The organism is Rhizobium sp. Leaf341, assembly GCF_001424325.1.
GTDB lineage: Bacteria > Pseudomonadota > Alphaproteobacteria > Rhizobiales > Rhizobiaceae > Ferranicluibacter.
On the sequence record NZ_LMPE01000016.1, the window covers coordinates 193,220 to 214,061 of the forward strand.

The 20,842-nt window shown below is 63.0% G+C and carries 18 protein-coding genes; 2 read left to right on the forward strand and 16 right to left on the reverse strand.

Annotated elements, in window-relative coordinates; genetic code table 11:
* Window positions 1-68 precede the first annotated feature (68 nt).
* The 5 genes from ntrX to dusB all read right to left on the reverse strand — a co-directional run bounded on the left by ntrX (window position 69) and on the right by dusB (window position 7,590).
* Window positions 69-1,433 carry a nitrogen assimilation response regulator NtrX gene (gene ntrX / locus ASG03_RS20360; RefSeq protein WP_062468127.1) on the reverse strand — a complete coding sequence of 455 codons (1,365 nt, stop codon included), beginning with the start codon at window positions 1,431-1,433 and terminating at the stop codon, window positions 69-71.
* A complete protein-coding gene (locus ASG03_RS20365; RefSeq protein ID WP_082475890.1) occupies window positions 1,423-3,795 on the reverse strand; it encodes a sensor histidine kinase NtrY-like in 2,373 nt (790 codons plus the stop codon). Before ASG03_RS20365 ends, ntrX begins: the two co-directional genes overlap by 11 nt.
* 176 nt (window positions 3,796-3,971) lie before the next feature.
* Complete coding sequence (ntrC, locus tag ASG03_RS20370) at window positions 3,972-5,426, reverse strand: nitrogen regulation protein NR(I) (protein ID WP_062468130.1); 1,455 nt, start codon at window positions 5,424-5,426, stop codon at window positions 3,972-3,974.
* Window positions 5,423-6,568, reverse strand: a complete 1,146-nt coding sequence (locus tag ASG03_RS20375) for a two-component system sensor histidine kinase NtrB (protein WP_062695581.1) — start codon at window positions 6,566-6,568, stop codon at window positions 5,423-5,425. The genes ntrC and ASG03_RS20375 overlap by 4 nt, the downstream gene beginning before the upstream one ends.
* Entirely contained in the window at window positions 6,565-7,590 is a 1,026-nt protein-coding gene (dusB, locus tag ASG03_RS20380; protein ID WP_156381893.1) for a tRNA dihydrouridine synthase DusB, read from the reverse strand. Before dusB ends, ASG03_RS20375 begins: the two co-directional genes overlap by 4 nt.
* A gap of 204 nt (window positions 7,591-7,794) precedes the next feature.
* Between dusB and ASG03_RS20385 the strand changes: the two genes are divergently transcribed.
* Both ASG03_RS20385 and ASG03_RS20390 read left to right on the forward strand, forming a co-directional pair.
* Window positions 7,795-9,003, forward strand: a complete 1,209-nt coding sequence (locus tag ASG03_RS20385; protein ID WP_062695585.1) for a bifunctional 2-C-methyl-D-erythritol 4-phosphate cytidylyltransferase/2-C-methyl-D-erythritol 2,4-cyclodiphosphate synthase — start codon at window positions 7,795-7,797, stop codon at window positions 9,001-9,003.
* Window positions 9,000-9,515 (forward strand): CinA family protein, encoded by a 516-nt coding sequence (locus ASG03_RS20390; RefSeq protein WP_062468139.1) that lies wholly within the window; start codon window positions 9,000-9,002, stop codon window positions 9,513-9,515. Before ASG03_RS20385 ends, ASG03_RS20390 begins: the two co-directional genes overlap by 4 nt.
* Here ASG03_RS20390 and ASG03_RS20395 read toward each other — a convergent pair.
* From ASG03_RS20395 to kdsA, 11 genes are all read right to left on the reverse strand, one after another.
* Window positions 9,494-9,952 (reverse strand): type II toxin-antitoxin system RatA family toxin, encoded by a 459-nt coding sequence (locus ASG03_RS20395; RefSeq protein ID WP_062468141.1) that lies wholly within the window; start codon window positions 9,950-9,952, stop codon window positions 9,494-9,496. The genes ASG03_RS20390 and ASG03_RS20395 overlap by 22 nt on opposite strands.
* Before the next feature lie 9 nt (window positions 9,953-9,961).
* A complete protein-coding gene (locus ASG03_RS20400) occupies window positions 9,962-10,534 on the reverse strand; it encodes an AAA family ATPase (protein ID WP_062695587.1) in 573 nt (190 codons plus the stop codon).
* Between the two features lie 172 nt (window positions 10,535-10,706).
* On the reverse strand, window positions 10,707-11,684 hold the full coding sequence (gene lipA, locus ASG03_RS20405) for a lipoyl synthase (protein WP_062695589.1): 978 nt from the start codon (window positions 11,682-11,684) through the stop codon (window positions 10,707-10,709).
* A gap of 211 nt (window positions 11,685-11,895) precedes the next feature.
* Window positions 11,896-13,341, reverse strand: coding sequence for a dihydrolipoyl dehydrogenase (gene lpdA, locus ASG03_RS20410; protein WP_062695591.1), 1,446 nt, complete (start codon window positions 13,339-13,341; stop codon window positions 11,896-11,898).
* Between the two features lie 106 nt (window positions 13,342-13,447).
* Window positions 13,448-14,086: an SGNH/GDSL hydrolase family protein gene (locus ASG03_RS20415; RefSeq protein ID WP_062468151.1), complete on the reverse strand. Its 639-nt coding sequence runs from the start codon at window positions 14,084-14,086 to the stop codon at window positions 13,448-13,450.
* A 92-nt stretch (window positions 14,087-14,178) separates the two neighbouring features.
* A complete protein-coding gene (locus tag ASG03_RS20420; protein ID WP_062695593.1) occupies window positions 14,179-15,537 on the reverse strand; it encodes a pyruvate dehydrogenase complex dihydrolipoamide acetyltransferase in 1,359 nt (452 codons plus the stop codon).
* A 13-nt stretch (window positions 15,538-15,550) separates the two neighbouring features.
* Complete coding sequence (locus tag ASG03_RS20425; protein WP_062695594.1) at window positions 15,551-16,972, reverse strand: pyruvate dehydrogenase complex E1 component subunit beta; 1,422 nt, start codon at window positions 16,970-16,972, stop codon at window positions 15,551-15,553.
* A gap of 21 nt (window positions 16,973-16,993) precedes the next feature.
* A complete protein-coding gene (gene pdhA / locus ASG03_RS20430) occupies window positions 16,994-18,031 on the reverse strand; it encodes a pyruvate dehydrogenase (acetyl-transferring) E1 component subunit alpha (RefSeq protein ID WP_062468156.1) in 1,038 nt (345 codons plus the stop codon).
* Between the two features lie 148 nt (window positions 18,032-18,179).
* Window positions 18,180-18,488 (reverse strand): FtsB family cell division protein, encoded by a 309-nt coding sequence (locus tag ASG03_RS20435; RefSeq protein ID WP_062468159.1) that lies wholly within the window; start codon window positions 18,486-18,488, stop codon window positions 18,180-18,182.
* A gap of 158 nt (window positions 18,489-18,646) precedes the next feature.
* Window positions 18,647-19,921, reverse strand: a complete 1,275-nt coding sequence (eno, locus tag ASG03_RS20440; protein WP_062695596.1) for a phosphopyruvate hydratase — start codon at window positions 19,919-19,921, stop codon at window positions 18,647-18,649.
* 79 nt (window positions 19,922-20,000) lie between these two features.
* Window positions 20,001-20,840 carry a 3-deoxy-8-phosphooctulonate synthase gene (gene kdsA, locus ASG03_RS20445; RefSeq protein WP_062695598.1) on the reverse strand — a complete coding sequence of 280 codons (840 nt, stop codon included), beginning with the start codon at window positions 20,838-20,840 and terminating at the stop codon, window positions 20,001-20,003.
* Window positions 20,841-20,842 lie beyond the last annotated feature (2 nt).

The window sequence follows — 20,842 nt, forward strand, 5'->3', positions numbered from 1 at the left end:
CTTTCGCAATGTCGAAAAAGGCTGGGCGTCGTTTCCGCGATACCGTGCGTCATAGCTTTCGCAGGGGTTCAGACCCCGAGAGACTTGAGTTTGCGGTGCAGAGCGGAACGCTCCATCCCGACGAACTCCGCGGTGCGCGAGATGTTTCCGCCGAACCGGTTGATCTGTGCGATCAGATAGTCCCTCTCGAACATCTCGCGCGCTTCGCGCAGCGGGAGCGTCATGATGTGCTGGTCGCCCTGCGCGGAAATCTTCGGCAGGCTGTCGCCCACCTCCGTCGGCAGCATGTCGGCCGAAATGACCGTATCGGGCCCGTCCGAGCGCGCGAGGATCATCAGGCGTTCGATGTTGTTGCGCAGCTGGCGGATGTTGCCCGGCCAGCTGTGCGCCTGAAGCACCGCCAGCGCATCGTCGCCGATCTTGCGCGAGCGGATCCCGGCCTGTTCGCTGATCTGCCGCATGAACATGTCAACGAGGAACGGGATATCCTCCCGACGATCGGCCAAGGCGGGCACGCGAACCGGGATCACGGCCAACCGGTGATAGAGATCCTCGCGGAACGCACCCTCGGCGATCAGGCTTTCGAGATTGTACGCCGTCGAGGAGATGATGCGCACATCGACCTTGACGCGCTTCGAGCCGCCGACGCGCTCGAACTGCTGATCCACAAGCACGCGCAGGATCTTGTTCTGCGTTTCGCGCGGCATCTCGCCGATTTCGTCGAGATAGAGCATGCCGCCATGGGCTTCCTCAAGGGCGCCCGTCTTGCGTGGCTGACCGGGCGTTCCCTCCGTGCCGAACAGGGCGATCTCCATGCGGTCCGGCGTGATGGCCGCCGCATTCAGCGCCACGAAGGGACCTGCGGCGCGCGCAGACTTCTTGTGGATCATGCGCGCGACCAGCTCCTTGCCCGAGCCCGAAGGCCCATGGATCATGATGCGGCTGTTGGTCGGGGCAACCTTCTCGATGGTCTGGCGCAACTGCGAGACGGCAACAGAGGTGCCGATCAGTTCGACGGGGTCGCCGGATCGTTTCTTGAGTTCGGTGACCTCGCGCTTGAGCTTGGAATTTTCCAGCGCGCGCTCCGCGATCAGGATCAGGCGGTCTGCCTTGAACGGCTTTTCAATGAAATCATAGGCTCCACGGCGGATCGCAGACACCGCCGTCTCGATATTGCCGTGACCCGAGATCATCACGACCGGAAGGTCGGGATGCCGGCTCTTGATCTCGTCCAACAGGGCAAGACCGTCGAGCCGGCTGCCCTGCATCCAGATATCGAGAAAGACGAGACGCGGTACCCGGTCGGAAATGGCCGCGAGCGCACTGTCGCTGTCGAACGCCATGCGCGTTTCGTAGCCTTCGTCCGAGAGGATGCCCGAGACGATCTCGCGAATGTCCTGCTCGTCGTCCACAACCAGAATATCAGCCGCCATCGGTCATTTCCCTACTCTGTCTATCGTCGTCTTTGTGCCCCGCATCCGCGGCGCCAGATTGTTTCGGACGGCCCTCGTGGGAGGCCTCGATACGCGCGCCGGCAGAACCGGCGGCGGCCTGCCGCTCCCGCTCGACCTCGGCATTGATCGCGGGCGGAAGAATGACCCGGATCATCGCGCCGTGGCCCTGGTCGAAATCCGGTGGCGCATCGTGCAGTTCGAGATGCCCGCCGTGGTCCTCGATGATCTTCTTCACGATCGCGAGGCCGAGACCTGTCCCTTTCTCGCGCATCGTCATGTAGGGCTCCAGGATCCTGTGCCGGTTCTCCGTCGGAAGACCTTTGCCGTTGTCGACGATATCGACGACATAGGTGCCGCTCTTCTCCGCAAGCCGCGACCGGATCATGATCTTCCGCTCGTGGCGTTCTGCATCGGCCGGTAGCGATTCGATCGACTCGACCGCGTTCTTGATGATGTTTCCGAAGGCCTGACCCAGCATGCGACCGTCGAAGGAGCCGTCCAGCGCCTCGTCGCCGAAGTCGCGGATGAATTGAATGTCACTGCTGCCCATCTCCCGCAGGAAGACCGCGTCCTTGAGGATGGCACGAAGGTCCGAGCGCTCCTTCGTCGGCTTCGGCATGCGGGCGAAGGACGAGAACTCGTCCACCATACGGCCGATATCCTCGACTTGACGGACGATCGTGTCGGTGCACTGGTCGAAGACAGATCGATCGTCCGGATTGATCTGCTTGCCGTAACGGCGCTTCAGCCGCTCTGCCGACAGTTGGATCGGCGTCAGCGGATTCTTGATCTCGTGAGCGATGCGGCGGGCGACGTCCGCCCAGGCGGTCGAACGCTGGGCAATGACGAGGTCTGTGATATCGTCGAGGGTGATGACGTAGGACTCGGCCGTATCGATCGCCTCCTCACGCGTCACCTGCACGTTCAGCGTGCGCTCCTTGCCGTTGCGCATGATGTTGATCTGCTTGCGAAAGTCGTTCCGCGGCCGCGAGATCGCCTCGGTCAGCACCTCGTCGATCTCGGGCGCCACGTCGGAAAGACGCTCGCCGACGATATCGAAGGTCGATCGGGACAGGAACACTTCCGTCGAAGGGTTGGCGATTGTGATCCGCCGGTCGTCCTCGACGCCGATGACCGCCGCGGTCACGCCGGACAGCACGGCTTCGATGAAGCGGCGGCGGTGATCCATCTCGTCCTTGGCCTCGAGCAGCTGGTGCTGCTGTGTGCGGATCTCGACGATCATCTTGTTGAAGGTGCGCGACAGACTGCCGACGTCGCCATCCACCGTGTGGACGGGAACGACGACGTTGAGATTGCCGGATGCGACGCTGTCGGCGGCCCCGATGAGCAAGCGGATCGGACGCACGATGCGGTCTGCAACGGCAATGGCCGCCCAGATCGCCGCCAGCAGCACGATGAGCGCGAAACCGAGGTAGAGAACGCCGAAGGCGACCTGGAGTGACGTCCGACCGGCAGCGAGATTGCGGTATTCCGCAACGTTCTCCTCCATCAGCCGCATGGAGCTCATCACCTTGGGATCGACGGTGCGAACGGTGTAGAGATAGGCGCCGGCGATGTTGTCGAGCGGAATGATCGCGCCGACGAGATTGGTGATGCCCGGCGGAATGAGGGTCGGCTGGCCCGAAACCGTGCTGGCCAGCGCGTCGACCGGAATAGCGGGGAGCGGCCGGTCTGTCGGAATGTTTGCCTGAAGGATGGCCGTGCCATCGGCGCGCACCAGAAACGCGCCCAGCATGCCGCGTGCCCGCGCCTGCCGTGTCATGAGATCCACGAAGCCCGTGCGATCGAGGCTGTAGAGCTGGCGGTTGCGTTCGAGATCCGTCGCCATCGAGGCGGTCTGCCCCTGGAGGTAGCTCGCATTCTCCAGCACATAGGCCTGCGCGACGTCGATGGAGGAGCGAACGATGGCCTGGGTCCGCAGTGAAAACCAACGGTCAAGCCCGACGTCGAGCGTGATCGAAGCAAAGATGGCCACGAGAATGGCCGGTGTTATCGCGACGATCGAGAACAGCGCGACAATCCGCACATGCAACCGCGCGGCCGCACGCCCCTTGTTGCGGGCACGAAGGAGACGCAGGATCTCGCGACCGATCAGATAGATCAGGCCGATGACGAACAGCGCGTTGACCGCGGCCGACGCGATGACGATGTTGGTTTCCGGCTTGATCGGCGTCAGTCCGAGCAGCACCAGCAGCGAGATGATGGCGCAGGCCAGCGCGCCCGAGGCCAGCACGAGGCCCGGCAGCGCGAAAGCGGCGCGACGATCCGTGCCGTTCCCGGTCTCGTCCGTCGCCAATGGCAGTATCAGCCCTTCGGCCATGCAAATTCCACCCACCAACGGTTACCGGCAGCGCCGGCTCCGCGTCCGCGCGCGCGTCGGGAGACGTCGAGCGCTTTGCCTGCGACCATGAGACGACATCGGCTCCAGGCCGAGTCGATCGCATGTGTCATCCAAGCAACACAATGTGGCGTAAATGCAACGGTCGCTTTTTCGTGTCAAGCGTTCCGCGAGCTGCGGTAGACGGAGACGCCGAGTTCACGGATTTTCTTGCGCAGCGTATTCCGGTTCAAGCCGAGAAGATCGGCAGCTTTGATCTGGTTGCCGCGGGTCGCCGTCAGGGCCGCGAGGATGAGCGGATACTCCATCTCCGCCAGGACACGGTCATACAGACCGGAGGGCGGCAAGCCGTCCCCGAAGCCCGCAAAATACTGGCGCATGTTCTCCTCGACGGCCTGCGAAATAGACATCGAGCCGGACCGTGCGCTTGCCTTCTCGATCGGGCTGTCGGGGATGTCGGACCGGAGTTCGCTCTCGATGATCTCCCGGCTGATGACCTCCTGCGGATACAGCGCCGTAAGACGACGAACCACATTCTCGAGTTCGCGCACGTTGCCCGGCCAGGGATGCGATTTCATCAACTCCAGGGCTTCCTGCTCGAAGCGCTTGACGTCGAGCCCCTCCTTCTCGGCCATCTGCACGAAGTGGCGCACGAGATCGGGGATATCCTCCGCCCGGTCGCGCAGCGGCGGCAGGCGCAGCGGCACCACGTTCAGGCGATAATAGAGATCCTCGCGGAAGAGACCCTGGTTGATCGACTGTTTCAGATCCTTGTTGGTCGCCGCGACGATACGGACGTCGGAGCGGATCGGCGTGCGTCCGCCCACGGTCGTGTATTCGCCCTGCTGCAGAACGCGCAGCAGCCGCGTCTGGGCATCCATCGGCATGTCGCCGATTTCGTCGAGGAAGAGCGTACCGCCTTCAGCCTGTTCGAAGCGGCCGGTCGAGCGGTTCTGCGCGCCGGTGAAAGCACCCTTCTCGTGCCCGAAGAGTTCGGACTCGATGAGATCCCGCGGAATGGCGGCCATGTTGATGGCGACGAAGGGGCCGTTCCGGCGCTTGCCGTAATCATGCAGCGCGCGCGCCACCAGCTCCTTGCCGGTGCCGGACTCACCCGTGATCATCAGGGTCAGGTCCGTTTGCATCAGCCGCGCGAGCACCCGGTAGATTTCCTGCATGGCGGCAGAGCGACCGACCAACGGCATGCCGTCCTGCGTATCGTCGTCCATCTTGGCCGGCTTGCGCTTGGGTTCCGCCAAGGCCCGGCCAATGATGGCGATCAGTTCCGTCAGGTCGAACGGTTTGGGCAGATAGTCGTAAGCCCCTTTTTCCGAGGCCTTGATGGCCGTCATGAACGTGTTCTGCGCGCTCATGACGAGAACGGGCAGCTCCGGCCGGGCCTTCTTGATGCGCGGCAGCAGATCGAAGGCATTCTCGTCCGGCATCACGACGTCCGTCAGCACGAGATCGCCGTCCCCCGCCGAGATCCAGCGCCAGAGGGTCGCGGCGTTCGAGGTGATGCGGACATCGTAGCCGGCACGGCTCAAGGCCTGGTTGAGCACGGTACGGATGGCTGCGTCGTCGTCGGCGACGAGAATCGTGGCGCCAGTCATCGGGTCTTCCCTTTTACAGCAATGGGATCGGGGTCCTCCGCGGTCGGTCCTTTTGACGCGGGCATGAGAACGCGGAATATGGTGCGGCTGGTCTGACTGTCGCATTCGACGATCCCGCCATGACCGCCGATGATCTTTGCCACCAACGCGAGGCCAAGGCCGGAGCCGTTGGTCTTTGTGGTGATAAAGGGATCGAACAGATGCGGCACGAGGTCAGCAGGCACGCCCGGCCCGTTGTCGTGAACGCAGAATTCAAGCGGCAGCGAAATCTTCTCCTGCGTACCGGCAACCGAAAGGCGGATGCCGGGCCGATACGCCGTCGTCAGCACGATCTCGCCATCCGGCTTGTCGCCGATCGCCTCGGCCGCATTCTTCACGAGATTGAGGAACACCTGCACGAGCTGATCACGATTGGCATAGACCGGCGGCAGGGACGGATCGTAGTTCTCGGTGATGCGGATGCGGCGCGCAAAGCCCGCCCTTGCTACCGCTTTGACATGGTCGAGAATGGAATGAATGTTCACCGGATGCCGATCGACCGGCCGCTCGTCCGAGAAGACCTCCATGCGGTCTACCAAAGACACGATTCGATCGGTCTCGTCACAGATGAGACGTGTCAGCGCGCGGTCCTCGTCGTTGACGGAGCTTTCCAGCAGCTGCGCGGCTCCCCGAATGCCGGAGAGCGGATTTTTGATTTCGTGGGCCAACATCGACGCAAGGCCGGTCACGGATCGCGCGGCGGCGCGATGGGTCAGCTGCCGGTCGATCTTGTCGGCCATGGAGCGTTCCTGAAAGACGATGACGACGCTGCCCGGCTCGGACAGGACCGGCGCGACATAGAGGTCGACCAGCTTGTCGGCACCCAGACGCGGCGATGAAAGATCGACGCGGTATTCGTTGACCGCCGCCCGGCGTTCGCGCACCTGCTCGATCAGGGTCAGGAGCGGACTGCCGAAGGGGATGAAGGTGCTGATGTCATGACGCGCGAGATGGCTGGCGCTCGCGCCGAAGAAGGCTTCCGCCTCCCAGTTGGCAAAGGTCACCAGCCCTCTCTCGTTGACGAGAACCACCGGATTCTGGATCGCATTCAGCACCGCCATGGGCAGGGCGGCCTTGGTGTCGTCGCTCATCGTGCCGCTCATGCCGCCATCGTCCTTTCAACCGCCGTCTCGCCGTCCCGAAGAAGCTCGAGAAGACCGGACAACGCCGTCTTGTGATCCGTCGCCGTCAGCACCAACGCCTTGCAGTGCCCGGGCGCATTGGCCGCGAACCGCTCGATGTACCAACCGAGATGTTTTCGCGCATGACGAAGCCCCGTCTCGATGCCGTAGAAGGCGAGCATCATGCCGTAGTGCTCTGCTATGACATCGAGGCGCGCCTGGCCATCGGGTTCAGCGCAGGCGCCGGCGAGAACACCGGCATGCCAGGGCCGCCCCTGGCAGGCACGCCCGGCCATCACCGCATCGGCGCCCGAGCGCCTGAGGATTTCGGCCGCATCCTCGGCCGTCGTCACATCCCCATTCGCCACGAGCGGCAGCGACATGGCGTTGCGCACGGCCCGGATCGCATCCCAGTCTGCATGCCCCTTGTAGAACTGCATGCGGGTCCGCCCATGGATCGTGACCATGCGGATACCGGCCGCCTCGGCACGGCGGGCAATGTCGGGGGCGTTCATCGTCGTTTCGTCCCAGCCGAGCCGCATCTTCAAGGTCACGGGGATGTCGACCGCACGAACCGTCGCCTCGATCAGGGACAGCGCGTGATCCGGATCCCGCATCAGCGCCGAACCGGAATAGCCGCCGGTCACCTTCTTGGCGGGGCATCCCATATTGATGTCGATCACGTCGGCGCCGTTACCAGCTGCGATTTTTGCGGCCTCCGCCATCCAGTGTGCTTCCCGCCCGGCCAGCTGGACCATATGCGGCGTGATGCCCGCATTTTTGAGCCGGGCCCAGCTCTCGCCTGCATTGCATGCCAGCTCGCGACTTGCTACCATCTCGGTCACCACGAGGCCGGCGCCATAGCGCCATGCCAGCTGGCGAAACGGCAGATCGGTGACGCCCGACATGGGCGCGAGCACCACGCGGTTTCGAAACGACATCCCCTCGATCGCGAAGGGCGATGACAAAGCTGGATGCTGCAATTGATTATCTTTCAGGCACATCAGTTTTCTGCACTATTTTTAGACATAGATATCGCCCTTGCCAAGCGCTTTCGCGCGACATGCGCAATTTTCCTCAATCGCCTGCCCGCTTGTCTGGCAAAGCCCGGTCATGCGGGTTAAACGCGCTCTGACGGATTGCGCAGGGCAAGCTTCATGCGGCCGGGTGCTTCATTTGAAGGCAGGCAGGGAGGCGTCTTACAGCAGATGCAAAGAGAACGCGAACTTTCATGCGGCGTCGTGATCGTCGCAGCCGGTCGCGGTGAGCGGGCCGGTGCGTCGATCGAGGGTCCGAAGCAGTATCGCCGGATCGGTGGACGCCCCGTGATCTCCTGGACACTTGATGCGTTTGCGGCCTGGGGCAAGGCCGGTCCGATCGTTGTCGTCATCCATGCGGATGATGAAGCCTTTCTCGAAACGGCGCTCGCGGCCTGCCGGTCTCGCCCGGTCGTGACGATCGTCCGTGGCGGCCCGACACGACAGGCATCCGTGCTGGCCGGCCTGAGGGCCCTCTCCCGCCAAGGTATCCGGCACGCGATGATCCAGGATGCGGTTCGGCCGTTCGTAACGTCGGACCTTCTCGACCGCTGTCTCGCTGCCTTGTCGTCCGGTGTCCGAGCGGTGCTTCCCGCCATTCCGGTCACGGATACGCTGAAGCGCGCCAATGTCTCCGGTGACGTGGGGGAGACCGTCTCGCGGGACAGGCTGTTTGCGGCGCAGACACCCCAGTGTTTCGACCTCCCCAGCATCCTCGCGGCGCACGAGTCCGCCGCGACCTCCGGGCGGTCGGACTTCACCGACGACACCTCCATCGCTGAGTGGGCGGGTCTGCCGGTCGTCCTGGTCGCGGGATCGGCAGACAATGTGAAACTCACGACGCAACAGGATCTACGCATGGCAGACGAGCGACTGAACGGGCATCGGATCGATGTGCGGACCGGCAACGGCTACGACGTCCACCAGCTGGTCCCGGGCAACGGCGTCACGCTGTGCGGCATCTTCCTGCCGCACGATCAGTCGCTGCTCGGCCACTCCGACGCCGATGTCGCGCTTCATGCCTTGACGGACGCGCTGCTGGCCACCTGCGGCGCTGGCGATATCGGCGATCACTTTCCGCCATCCGACGACAGATGGAAGGGTGCCCGGTCACGGATCTTCCTGGAACATGCCGCCGGCATCGTGCGGCAGCACGGCGGCGTCGTCATGAATGCGGACATCTCCCTGATCGCGGAAGCGCCGAAGGTCGGCCCGCACCGGGACGCCATGCGGCAGGCCCTGTCCGACATGCTGGGCATTTCGCTCGACCGCTGCTCGGTCAAGGCGACAACCAACGAGAGGATCGGCTTTGTCGGCCGGCGCGAAGGCATCGCGGCGATCGCCACCGCGACGGTCAGCTTTCCCGACGGTTTTCGATGACGCTCTGGCCCGACGATATCCGGCAGTCCGCCGAACGGCTCCTTGAGCGCTGCGCCGGCCGAGGCTGGACGATTGCCACGGCCGAGTCGTGCACCGGCGGGCTGATTGCCGGCGCCCTGACCGAAATCCCCGGCTCTTCCCGGGCGGTCGATCGCGGCTTCGTCACCTATTCGAACAGGGCCAAGGCCGACATGCTGGGCGTCACGACAGCGACCCTCGAGGCGTTCGGGGCAGTGTCGCGCGAAACCGCGCTCGAAATGGTGCGAGGCGCCCTGGCGCGCTCCGACGCAGACATCGCCGTCGCCGTGACGGGCATCGCAGGGCCCGGTGGGGGATCAGAGGAAAAGCCGGTGGGCCTCGTGCATATCGCCGCCGCATGGCGCGGGGGAGCCGTCCTGCATCGCGCGATGCGATATGGCGACATCGGCCGGGACCAAGTACGGCTTGCCACAGTCAGGACGGCGCTTGACATGCTGGATCAGTGCGTCGATCAGGCGTCCGCGCCGGTATAGACCGTGTCGGCCCGCTTTTCGAAGGCTTCCGCGAAAAGCCGAAACGCGCGGTCGAACATCGACCCCATCAGCGCGCCGAGAATGCGGTTCTTGAACTCGTAATCGATGAAGAAATGGACCGAGCAGCCGCCGTCGGGCGTCGCTTCGAACGTCCAGCGGTTGTCGAGATAGCGGAAGGGTCCATCGATATACTTGACCTCGATCCGGTGCTCGGCGCGGTTCAAAAGCACCTGCGTCGTGAACGTCTCGCGGATGGCCTTGTAGCCCACCGTCATGTCGGCAAGGAGCAGCTCCTTGCCGTCGCGCTCCTTGCGGGTTCGCACCGTCAGGGCCTCACAGAGCGGCAGGAATTGCGGGTAGGACTCGACGTCGGCAACAAGGTCGAACATCTGGTCGGGAGAATGCTTCACCAAGCGTCTGGTTTCGAACTTCGGCATAAGACGCAGTTAGTCGGCGGCAGACACAAGATCAAGGAGGCGGGCCACCTCCCGGCGCGATTTCAAGGTGAAAATCGGGACGTTCAGACCGTATGTCGCCATATCCCGTTCAATGAGCAGAGCGACACGGGTCTCGAAATTCCAGATGTAGGAGAGAAATTCCCGGTCGGGAAACCGTTCTGGACAACCGGGCGCCATGTCACGGCGAACACGGCCATGGCTCCCGGCAACGCGGCGGAAGACGCTGAGCAGGCACAGCCAGCGCGGCAGGCGCAACCAGAGAACGACATCCGTCCGCGGCAGGCGCAGGTCGAAGCTCGAGGATCCCGTTCCGTCCATGATCCAGCGCTCGGTGGCCACTGCCTGTGCAATCAGCGCGCGTTCCTCGGCTCTGTCGCGCTTCTTCCAGCCCGGGAGCCAGAAGAACGCCTTGTCCATCGACATGTGCGGCAGGGACAGTCGTTCGCCGAGCGCCCTTGCAAGTGTCGTCTTGCCGCTGCCGGAACAGCCGATCACGCAGATCCGATTGGCGCCGGAGATCACCGCGGCCGCTTGCGCACCGGTCAGTAACACGTGCAGCATGGTCACCCTCCTGATGAAGACAAACCGTGCAGACCCGCCACCCTGCTGCCGCACCGTCGCGCATGAGCGCCCGCGCGGTCCGGGCCGAACACTCCCAGGTTCTCATCGCTGGCCCTCATCCGTCTTGATCGCGGGAGAGGATTGACGTGCCAATAGAAACGAGGAGCCGGCCTTATTCGGCGGCGAGCAGAACCTTCTTTTCCCGTGCTGCCCGCAGGCGTGCGAAATCGTCGCCCGCATGATGCGACGACCGGGTCAGGGGGCTCGACGCCACCATCAGGAAGCCCTTGGTATAAGCGACTGTCTCGTAGGACTTGAACTCTTCCGGCGTGACGAAGGCTTCAACCTTATGGTGCTTGCGCGTCGGCTGCAGGTACTGGCCGATGGTCAGGAAGTCGACATCCGCGGTCCGCAGATCGTCCATGAGCTGGAGCACTTCGTTCCGCTCCTCGCCAAGGCCGACCATGATGCCGGATTTGGTGAACATGGTGGGGTCCAGCTCTTTCACACGCTGCAAAAGGCGGATGGAGTGGAAGTAACGGGCGCCCGGACGGACGGTCAGGTAGTTGCCCGGCACGGTTTCCATATTATGGTTGAACACGTCGGGCTTTGCCGCCACGACCCGCTCGAGCGCGCCGGGCTTCTTGAGGAAATCCGGTGTCAGGATTTCGATCGTCGTCTCCGGCGACGCCAGACGGATAGCCCAGATGACCTTTTCGAAGTGCTCGGCGCCACCATCGTGCAGATCGTCGCGATCGACCGAGGTGATGACGACATGCGACAGCCCCATCTGCCGAACGGCCTTGGCGACGTTTTCCGGTTCGGCCATGTCCAGTGCATTGGGCTTGCCCGTTGCAACATTGCAGAAGGCGCAGGCACGGGTGCAGATCTCGCCCATGATCATGAACGTCGCGTGCTTCTTTTCCCAGCACTCGCCGATATTGGGGCAACCCGCCTCCTCGCAAACCGTCACCAGCTTGTGCGAGCGCACCAGATCGCGTGTCTCGTGATAGCCCTTCGAGGTCGGAGCCTTCACGCGGATCCATTCCGGCTTGCGCAACATCTCCGTGTCCGGCTTGTGGGCCTTTTCCGGGTGGCGCACGCGCGGTGCATCGGTGGTCGTCTGGGTCCGGTCGAGAATGGTGACCATGGATCGTTCTTTCTTTCCGCTTTGGTCTGCCCGACGTGTCGGCCGGACCATCAGCTTCTGGTGCTCGTCCTGTCGCCGCAGCCGTGTCGCCGGGCGCTCAAACCTTCGAGCCGGCGAAACCGCCCGCTCCTGCTCGTGTCGGTCCGGGAGAACGGACCGTTCATGCAAGGCCTCTCAGATGCGACCGCGCGCAGCCGACGTCAAGTCACGATCAGGCGTTCAAGGCCCGCCCGTAGGCGTCGAGCACGCTTTCCTTCATCGTTTCCGAAATGGTCGGATGCGGGAAGATGGTGTGCATCAGGTCTTCCTCGGTCGTCTCGAGGTTCATTGCGACGACGAAGCCCTGGATCAGTTCGGTCACCTCGGCGCCAACGAGATGCGCTCCGATCAACTCTCCCGTCTTGTTGTCGAAGATGGTCTTCACCATGCCCTGGTCTTCGCCAAGCGCGATCGCCTTGCCGTTGGCGACGAAGGGGAAGCGACCGACGCGAATGTCGCGACCTTCCGCCTTGGCCTTCGCCTCGGTCAGGCCGACCGACGCGACCTGTGGATTGCAATAGGTGCAGCCCGGGATCTTCAACTTGTCTATCGGGTGGACATTCGGCAGTCCTGCAATCTTCTCGATGCAGATGACGGCCTCATGCTCCGCCTTGTGCGCCAGCATCGGCGGACCGGCGACGTCGCCGATCGCATAGAGGCCGGGCACATTGGTCTTGCCGTAGCCGTCGATGACGATGCAGCCGCGATCCGTCTTCACGCCGAGCGCTTCCAAGCCGAGGTTCTCGATGTTGCCGACGACGCCGACAGCCGAGATCATGCGGTCGGCCGTGATCTTCTCGATCGTCCCGTCCTTCTTCTCGACATGGGCGGTGACGCTGTCTGCGCCCTTCTCGACCTTGGATACCTTGGCTTCCAGCAGGATCTTCATGCCCTGCTTGTCGAACTGCTTCTTGGCGAAGGTCGAGATCTCCGCGTCCTCGACCGGCATGACCTGGCTGAGAACTTCGACGACCGTCACATCCACGCCCATGGTCCGGTAGAAGGATGCAAACTCGATGCCGATCGCGCCCGATCCCATGACCAGAAGCGACTTTGGCATCTTCTCGGGCTTCATTGCCTCGAAATAGGTCCAGATCAGCTTTCCATCGGGCTCGATGCCGGGAAGCGCCCGGGGGCGCGCACCGGTCGCGACGATGATGTGCTTTGCGGTGTAGGTGCCCTCGCCGAGCGTGTTCTTCGGAATGGGGCCCTGCGGCTGGACGATCGGCTTGGTGATCGGACCGACGACGATCTCGCCGGGCTTTGTCAGCTTTGCCTCGCCCCAGATGATATCGACCTTGTTCTTCTTGAACAGGAAGCCGACGCCACCGTTCATGCGCTCGGCGATGCCGCGCGACCGGGCGACGATTGCCTGCAGGTCCGGAGAAATCGTTCCTTCGAGCTTCAGCCCGTAATTCTTGGCGTGCTGGGCACTGTGCAGAACGTCGGCGGACCGGAGGAGTGCCTTGGTCGGGATGCAACCCCAGTTCGAGCAGATGCCGGCGAGATGTTCGCGCTCGACGACGGCCACCTTCATGCCCAACTGCGCCGCGCGGATCGCCGCGATGTAGCCGCCCGGGCCGGAGCCGATGATGATGACGTCGTAATTCTGAGCCATGCCTTGCGTTTCCTGTCGGTTAAAGGCGCGCTCGGGGCGCTGCCATTCACAATGGTTGTTGCCACCGCATCGTCGCGGCGAAGATGGGGATTCCGCCCGGCGTGCGCTAGAGGCCGAGCATCACGCGGACGATCGGCTCGAGGCCGCGTCCGATGGCTCTGGTGTTCTCCGCGTCGAGATGAATCCCGTCGATCGGCGTGGTTTTCGCAACCGAACCTGCATCGAAGAAGCCGCAGCCCGTTTCGTCGGCCAGATCCGCATAGAGCGAGGCGAGCATCGCAGACTGCTCACGCGCGCCGGCAAACATCGCAGCGAAACCGGCATTCGCCGTTTCGCAGGCCGGAGGCGGCGAGACGATCAGAACGTCTGGCGCGTCGGCCTCAAAGGACCACGCATGATGCCGGACGAGCTCGACCAGCCGCTCGATGCCCTGAACCGCTCCGAATGCGGTCCCGTGCACGACGGGCTTCATATCATTGGTGCCGAGCAGAAAGATCACGAGATCGATCGGATCGTGGCTGTGGAGCACGGTCGGAAGAATCCGGGCGCCATTGCGGTCCGCATCGGCCAGATGGTCGTCATAGGCCGTGGTGCGTCCGTTGAGGCCTTCTGCGATGACATGAACGCCTTCGCCCAGCGCATTGCCGAGAACGGTCGGCCAGCGGTCCGCCAGTGCATGGCGCCCGGGCGCGGCGGCGTCATATCCCCAGGTGAGGCTGTCGCCGTAGCAGAGGACTGTCTTCATCTCGTCGCCGCCTCCCTGTCATTCCTGAAGATCGTTGCAGACATCGTTCCTGAGAAACGACGGAGCGTTGCTTCACGCTCCGTCGTCTCGGATCACACCAGCATGCCCATCGGATTTTCGATGTAGCGCTTGAACGCGCCCAGCAGCTCGGCACCCAACGCGCCATCGACCGCGCGGTGGTCGGTCGAGAGGGTCACCGTCATGACGTTGGCGATTTTCATCTCGCCCTTCTTCACGACGACACGCTCCTCGCCGGCGCCGATCGCAAGGATCGTCGCATGCGGCGGGTTGACGACGGCGGCAAAGTTCTTGACGCCCATCATGCCCATATTGGAGACGGCCGTCGTGCCGCCCTGATACTCTTCCGGCTTCAGCTTGCGGCCCTTGGCGCGGGCGCCGAGGTCTTTCATCTCGTTGGAGATGGCCGAAAGGCTCTTGAGCTCGGCGGAGCGAACGATCGGGGTGATGAGACCGCCCGGGATCGACACGGCCACGCCGACATCGGCATGCTTGTGCTTGACCATATTGGTCTCGGTCCAGGAAACGTTCGCATCCGGCACATCGCGCAGGGCAAGCGCCAGCGCCTTAATGACCATGTCGTTGACCGAGAGCTTGTAGGCCGGCTTGCCGTCCTTCTCGGGAGCCGCAGCGTTCAGCTGTGCGCGCAGCGACAGCAGCGCATCCAGTTCGCAATCCACGGAGACGTAGAAATGCGGGATCGTCTGCTTGGATTCCTGAAGGCGCTTGGCGATCGTCTTGCGCATGCCGTCATGTGGCACGAGATCGTAGGAGCCCTCGGCAAAGTTCTTCAGGACCTGCTCGTCGGACATGCCCTTCGGCGCGGATGCCGCGACCGGTGCCGCCGCTGTCGCGGGTGCTGCTGAAGGAGCAGTCGATGCCTTGCCGATACCACCGGCAACCGCTTTTTCGACGTCGCTCTTGATCACGCGGCCTTTCGGGCCGGTGCCGGTGACCGCCGAAAGATCGAGACCGGCCTCCTTGGCGAGACGGCGAGCGAGCGGCGACGAGAAGACGCGCTTGTCCCCAACGGTCTTTGCGGCGGCAGGTGCCTGTGCCTGCGGTGCCGACGATGTGTTCGCGGCAGCCGGCTCGGCAGTCTTCGAGGGCTCGGACGGAGCCTTGGCAGGCTGAGCCTCGGCCTTTGGTGCCGAAGCGCCGCTGCCTGCGGCGGCAGCGCCGACATCCTCGCCATCGGCGGCGAGAATCGCGATCAGGGCGTTGACCTTGACCCCTTCGGTGCCGGCGGGAACGACGAGCTTGGCAACGACGCCTTCATCGACAGCTTCGACTTCCATTGTCGCCTTGTCGGTCTCGATCTCGGCGATGACATCGCCGGACTTGACGGTATCGCCTTCCTTCACGAGCCATTTGGCAAGGTTGCCTTCCTCCATGGTCGGAGAAAGCGCGGGCATGGTGATGTTGATCGGCATGATCCCGCTTCCCTTACTTGTAGCAGACGGTCTTCACCGCCTCGACGACTTCACCGACATTCGGCAGAGCCAGCTTTTCGAGGTTTGCCGCGTAGGGCATCGGAACGTCCTTGCCGGCAATCGTCAGGATCGGCGCATCGAGATAGTCGAAGGCCTGCTGCATGACGCGCGTTGCGATCTCGGTGCCGACGGATGACTGCGGATAGCCCTCCTCGACGGTCACCAGGCGGCCGGTCTTCTTGACCGACTCGATGATCGTCGGCAGGTCCATCGGCCGGATCGTGCGCAGGTCGATCAGCTCGACGTCGATGCCGTCCTTCTCGAGTTCGGCGATCGCCTTCAGCGAATAGGTCATGCCGATGCCGAACGAAACGATCGTGACGTCCTTCCCGGTCTTGTGGACCCGCGCCTTGCCGATCGGAAGAACGAAATCGTCCAGCTTCGGAACGTCGAAGGACTGGCCGTAGAGAATTTCGTTTTCGAGGAAGATGATCGGGTTCGGATCCCGAATCGCCGCCTTCAGGAGACCCTTGGCATCCGCAGCCGTGTAGGGTGCGATGACCTTCAGGCCGGGGATGTGGCTGTACCAGGCTGCGTAATCCTGGCTGTGCTGCGCGCCGACGCGGGCGGCCGCGCCGTTCGGCCCACGAAACACGATCGGGGCACCCATCTGGCCGCCGGACATGTAGAGCGTCTTGGCTGCCGAGTTGATGATGTGGTCGATCGCCTGCATGGCGAAGTTGAACGTCATGAACTCCACGATCGGTTTCAGGCCGGCCATGGCCGCGCCGACGCCGACGCCGGCAAAGCCGTGTTCGGTGATCGGCGTGTCGACGACGCGACGCGCGCCGAACTCCTGCAGCAGGCCCTGCGTGATCTTGTAGGCGCCTTGGTACTCGGCAACTTCCTCACCCATGATGAAGACGTCACCGTCGCGGCGCATTTCCTCGGCCATCGCATCGCGCAGCGCTTCACGCACCGTCGTGGAGACCATTTCCGTGCCGGCCGGGATATCCGGGTCTGCGGCAACATCGACCTTCGGTGCCGCGGGCACCTTGCTGTCGGCCTTCGCTGTCGGCTCTTCGCCCGATTCCCGTGCCTTGCCACCGGCATCGTTCGAGGTCGCGGCCGGCGTGTCGGCATCGGCCTTCGGAGCGGCCGGCTTTGCGCTCGACGCGTCGCCGGCGCTCTCGCCTTCCTGGAGCAGCAGCGCGATGGCGGTGTTGACCTTCACGTTCTCCGTGCCGGCTTCGATCAAGATCTTGCCGATCGTGCCTTCATCGACGGCCTCCACTTCCATGGTGGCCTTGTCCGTCTCGATTTCCGCGATCACGTCGCCGGACGCAACGGTATCGCCTTCCTTCTTCAACCATTTGGAGAGCGTGCCTTCTTCCATGGTCGGGGAAAGGGCGGGCATCAGAATTTCAATAGGCATGGATCAATCCCTCGTCCCGGATCACAGAAGAATGTCGGTGTAGAGCTCGGATACATCCGGCTCCGGATCGTTCTGCGCGAAATCGGCGCTGTCGGCCACGATGTCGCGGACGTCCTTGTCGATCGCCTTCAGCTCGTCCTCGGTGGCCCAGCCCTTCTCCAGCAGGCGAACCTTCACCTGCTCGATCGGGTCATGCTCGGACCGCATCTTCTGAACCTCGTCCTTCGAGCGATACTTCGCCGGGTCGGACATGGAGTGGCCGCGATAGCGGTAGGTCTGCATTTCCAGAATGACCGGACCCTTGCCTTCGCGGCAGTGGGCAACGGCCTCGTCGCCGGCCGCCTTGACGGCGCGGACATCCATGCCGTCGACCTGATAGCCGGGAATACCGATGGCGGCGCCACGCTGCGAGAAGTCGACGCCGGCAGATGCACGGGCGACCGAGGTGCCCATGGCGTAACGGTTGTTCTCGATGATGTAGATGCAGGGGAGCTTCCAGAGCGCCGCCATGTTGAAGCTCTCATAGACCTGGCCCTGATTGGCCGCGCCGTCGCCGAAATAGGCGAGAGAAACATTGTCGTTGCCGCGGTAGCTGTTGGCGAAGGCGAGACCGGTGCCGAGCGACACCTGCGCACCGACGATGCCATGGCCGCCGTAGAAGTTCTTTTCCTTGGAGAACATATGCATCGAGCCGCCCTTGCCTCGGCTGTAGCCGCCCTGGCGCCCGGTCAGCTCGGCCATCACGCCGCGCGCACTCATGCCGGTTGCCAGCATGTGCCCGTGATCCCGGTAGCCGGTGATGACCTGATCACCGTCCTTCAGGGCCATCTGCATACCGACGACAACAGCCTCCTGACCGATGTAGAGATGACAGAAGCCGCCGATGAAGCCCATGCCATAGAGTTGGCCGGCCTTTTCTTCGAAACGACGGATGAGGAGCATCTCGCGATAGGCTTTCAGATCCTGCTCGCGGTCGAAGTCTACGATCGTACCGTTGGCGAAATCCTTGGCTGCGAATTTGCCGCGGCTGGATACGGGCGCGTTTTGACGCGGTGCCATGCGATCCTCCCTTTGGTTAGCGTTTTGCGGCTACCATAGGGAAAGTGCGCAACAACAGCAATGCTATATTTGCATGGCTTATATTCGCCTCAAGCCACTGAGAAGATTGAGTTAATCAGGATTAACAAAATTCCGGTTAAGTGTCCAATCAGTGGAAGATGACGATCTCGTCGGCGCGGGACATGTTGAGTCCGAACCGGGCTTTTTCATCCAGCATGTCGCGCTCCATGGAGCCGTCGCTGAGCAAGGCGACTTCCTTTTCCAGCAGCTGGCGCTTTTCGGTCAGGTCTTTCAACGTGGCCTGACGCTCGACGCGCTGGCGGTCGAAGACCTCCGTGGCCCGCAAGCCGAAGTCGCCATGGATCGAGTGATAGGAGAAATAGGAGAGGAAGGCGACCGTGATCAGCGGCATGGCAAACCGCCCGAGTTTCCGCTTCCGATGATGTTTGGTCCACATACGCTGACGCCCTGCTACGCTACTGCGCTCACTGTAACCGGCATGTGTTAATCGAGCGTTGACCATAGTGAACATCGGGACGCGGCGGACCGAAAACGAAAAAGCCCGGACCTCGCAGGGAGATCCGGGCTTTCGACGATCAGGTTGGACGAGACGTATCAGCCGCGCAGGATCGAGCGACCCATGTACTGGGCCTGCGGGCCGAGCTGCTCTTCGATGCGGATCAGCTGGTTGTACTTCGCGGTCCGGTCGGAGCGCGCAAGCGAACCGGTCTTGATCTGTCCGCAATTGGTGGCGACCGCGAGATCCGAGATCGTGCTGTCCTCGGTTTCGCCCGACCGATGCGACATGACGGCCGAGTAGCGCGCCTTGTGCGCTGTCTCAACGGCGTCGAGGGTTTCCGACAGCGAGCCGATCTGGTTCACCTTGACGAGAATGGAGTTGGCAACACCCATCTTGATGCCGTCGCGCAGACGCTTGGAGTTGGTCACGAACAGATCGTCGCCGACGAGCTGGACCTTGGAGCCGATCTTGTCGGTCAGGTACTTCCAGCCGTTCCAGTCGTCTTCGCCCATGCCGTCCTCGATCGAGAAGATCGGGTACTTGCCGGCGAGTTCGGCGAGGTAGTCCGCCATGGCTTCCGGCTCGAGGACACGGCCCTCGCCTTCGAGGTGATACTTGCCATCCTTGAAGAACTCGGTCGATGCGCAATCCAGTGCAATGAACATGTCTTCGCCGGGCTTGTAGCCGGCTTTTTCGATCGAGCTCATGATGAAGTCGAGCGCTGCCGGCGCAGAGGCGAGGCCAGGCGCAAAGCCGCCTTCATCGCCGACATTCGTGTTGTGGCCGTCAGCCGACAGCTGCTTCTTCAGCGTGTGGAAGACTTCCGAACCCATGCGGACGGCGTCGCGGATGGAATCGGCGCCAACGGGAACGATCATGAATTCCTGGAAATCGATCGGGTTATCCGCATGTGCGCCGCCGTTGATGATGTTCATCATCGGTACCGGCAGGTGATGCGCGTTCGGGCCGCCGATGTAGCGGTAGAGCGGCAAGCCAGCCGATTCGGCAGCGGCCTTGGCAACGGCGAGCGACACGCCCAGAATGGCGTTTGCACCGAGGCGCGACTTGTTCTCGGTGCCGTCGAGCTCGATCATGACCTGGTCGATCTGGATCTGATTCTCGGCGTCGAGGCCGCCGATGGCTTCGTAGATTTCGCCGTTGACGTATTCGACGGCGCGTTCGACGCCCTTTCCGAGATAGCGCGACCCGCCGTCGCGCAGTTCGACCGCCTCATGCGCACCCGTCGACGCACCGGAGGGAACCGCAGCACGACCGAAGCTGCCGTCTTCCAGATGCACGTCGACTTCGACCGTCGGATTGCCGCGGCTGTCGAGGATTTCGCGGCCGATGATGTCGATGATGGTTGTCATGGGTCTCTTCCCTGTCTTTGGGTGGTGGGCGGATGGCCTGTCTTAATCCACGGCCATGAAATTACAATGGCAGCGCCTGTCAGCGCTTGGAGATGGAATCGAAGGCGAGCAGGGTTTCGAGCAAACGCGGCATGTCGTTGATGTTCACCATGTTCGGACCGTCCGAAGGCGCGTTGTCCGGGTCCTCGTGCGTTTCGATGAAGACGCCCGCCACACCGACGGCAACGGCCGCACGCGCGAGCGTCTCGACGAACTCCCTTTGGCCGCCCGAGGACGTGCCCTGCCCGCCTGGCTGCTGCACCGAATGGGTCGCATCAAAGACCACGGGGGCGCCGAAGCCTGCCATGATCGGCAGGGAGCGCATGTCCGAGACCAGCGTGTTGTAGCCGAACGAGGCTCCGCGTTCGCAAAGAAGCACGTTCGGGTTGCCGCTGTCGGTGAACTTGGCAAGGACGTTCTTCATGTCCCACGGCGCGAGAAACTGGCCCTTCTTGACGTTGATGGTCCGGCCGGTCTTTGCGGCCGCCACCAGCAGGTCCGTCTGGCGGCAGAGAAAGGCAGGGATCTGCAGAATATCGACCGTCGGTGCGACGAGGGCGCAATGTTCTTCCGTGTGGATGTCCGTCAGAACGGGGAAGCCGTATTCCGCCTTGAGATCGGCAAAGATCTCCATGGCCTTCTCAAGGCCGATGCCGCGCTGACCGGCCAGCGACGTGCGATTGGCCTTGTCGAAGGAGGATTTGTAGACGAGACCGAGGCCGAGCTTGTCGCAGAGTTCCACCATACGGCCGGCGATCATGAAGGCGTGGTCACGGCTCTCCATCTGGCAGGGACCGGCGATCAGCGACAGTTTCGACCCCTGCGAGAAGGTCACGGCGCGCGTGCCCTCGCCGACGACGACAGATGCATTGGTATTCATGG

Coding starts and splice junctions, on each gene's coding strand:
- ntrX (WP_062468127.1), bottom strand. CDS start 1,433: ATGGCGGCTGATATTCTGGTTGTGGACGACGAGCAGGACATTCGCGAG.
- ASG03_RS20365 (WP_082475890.1), bottom strand. CDS start 3,795: ATGGCCGAAGGGCTGATACTGCCATTGGCGACGGACGAGACCGGGAAC.
- ntrC (WP_062468130.1), bottom strand. CDS start 5,426: ATGACTGGCGCCACGATTCTCGTCGCCGACGACGACGCAGCCATCCGT.
- ASG03_RS20375 (WP_062695581.1), bottom strand. CDS start 6,568: ATGAGCGGCACGATGAGCGACGACACCAAGGCCGCCCTGCCCATGGCG.
- dusB (WP_156381893.1), bottom strand. CDS start 7,590: ATGTGCCTGAAAGATAATCAATTGCAGCATCCAGCTTTGTCATCGCCC.
- ASG03_RS20385 (WP_062695585.1), top strand. CDS start 7,795: ATGCAAAGAGAACGCGAACTTTCATGCGGCGTCGTGATCGTCGCAGCC.
- ASG03_RS20390 (WP_062468139.1), top strand. CDS start 9,000: ATGACGCTCTGGCCCGACGATATCCGGCAGTCCGCCGAACGGCTCCTT.
- ASG03_RS20395 (WP_062468141.1), bottom strand. CDS start 9,952: ATGCCGAAGTTCGAAACCAGACGCTTGGTGAAGCATTCTCCCGACCAG.
- ASG03_RS20400 (WP_062695587.1), bottom strand. CDS start 10,534: ATGCTGCACGTGTTACTGACCGGTGCGCAAGCGGCCGCGGTGATCTCC.
- lipA (WP_062695589.1), bottom strand. CDS start 11,684: ATGGTCACCATTCTCGACCGGACCCAGACGACCACCGATGCACCGCGC.
- lpdA (WP_062695591.1), bottom strand. CDS start 13,341: ATGGCTCAGAATTACGACGTCATCATCATCGGCTCCGGCCCGGGCGGC.
- ASG03_RS20415 (WP_062468151.1), bottom strand. CDS start 14,086: ATGAAGACAGTCCTCTGCTACGGCGACAGCCTCACCTGGGGATATGAC.
- ASG03_RS20420 (WP_062695593.1), bottom strand. CDS start 15,537: ATGCCGATCAACATCACCATGCCCGCGCTTTCTCCGACCATGGAGGAA.
- ASG03_RS20425 (WP_062695594.1), bottom strand. CDS start 16,972: ATGCCTATTGAAATTCTGATGCCCGCCCTTTCCCCGACCATGGAAGAA.
- pdhA (WP_062468156.1), bottom strand. CDS start 18,031: ATGGCACCGCGTCAAAACGCGCCCGTATCCAGCCGCGGCAAATTCGCA.
- ASG03_RS20435 (WP_062468159.1), bottom strand. CDS start 18,488: ATGTGGACCAAACATCATCGGAAGCGGAAACTCGGGCGGTTTGCCATG.
- eno (WP_062695596.1), bottom strand. CDS start 19,921: ATGACAACCATCATCGACATCATCGGCCGCGAAATCCTCGACAGCCGC.
- kdsA (WP_062695598.1), bottom strand. CDS start 20,840: ATGAATACCAATGCATCTGTCGTCGTCGGCGAGGGCACGCGCGCCGTG.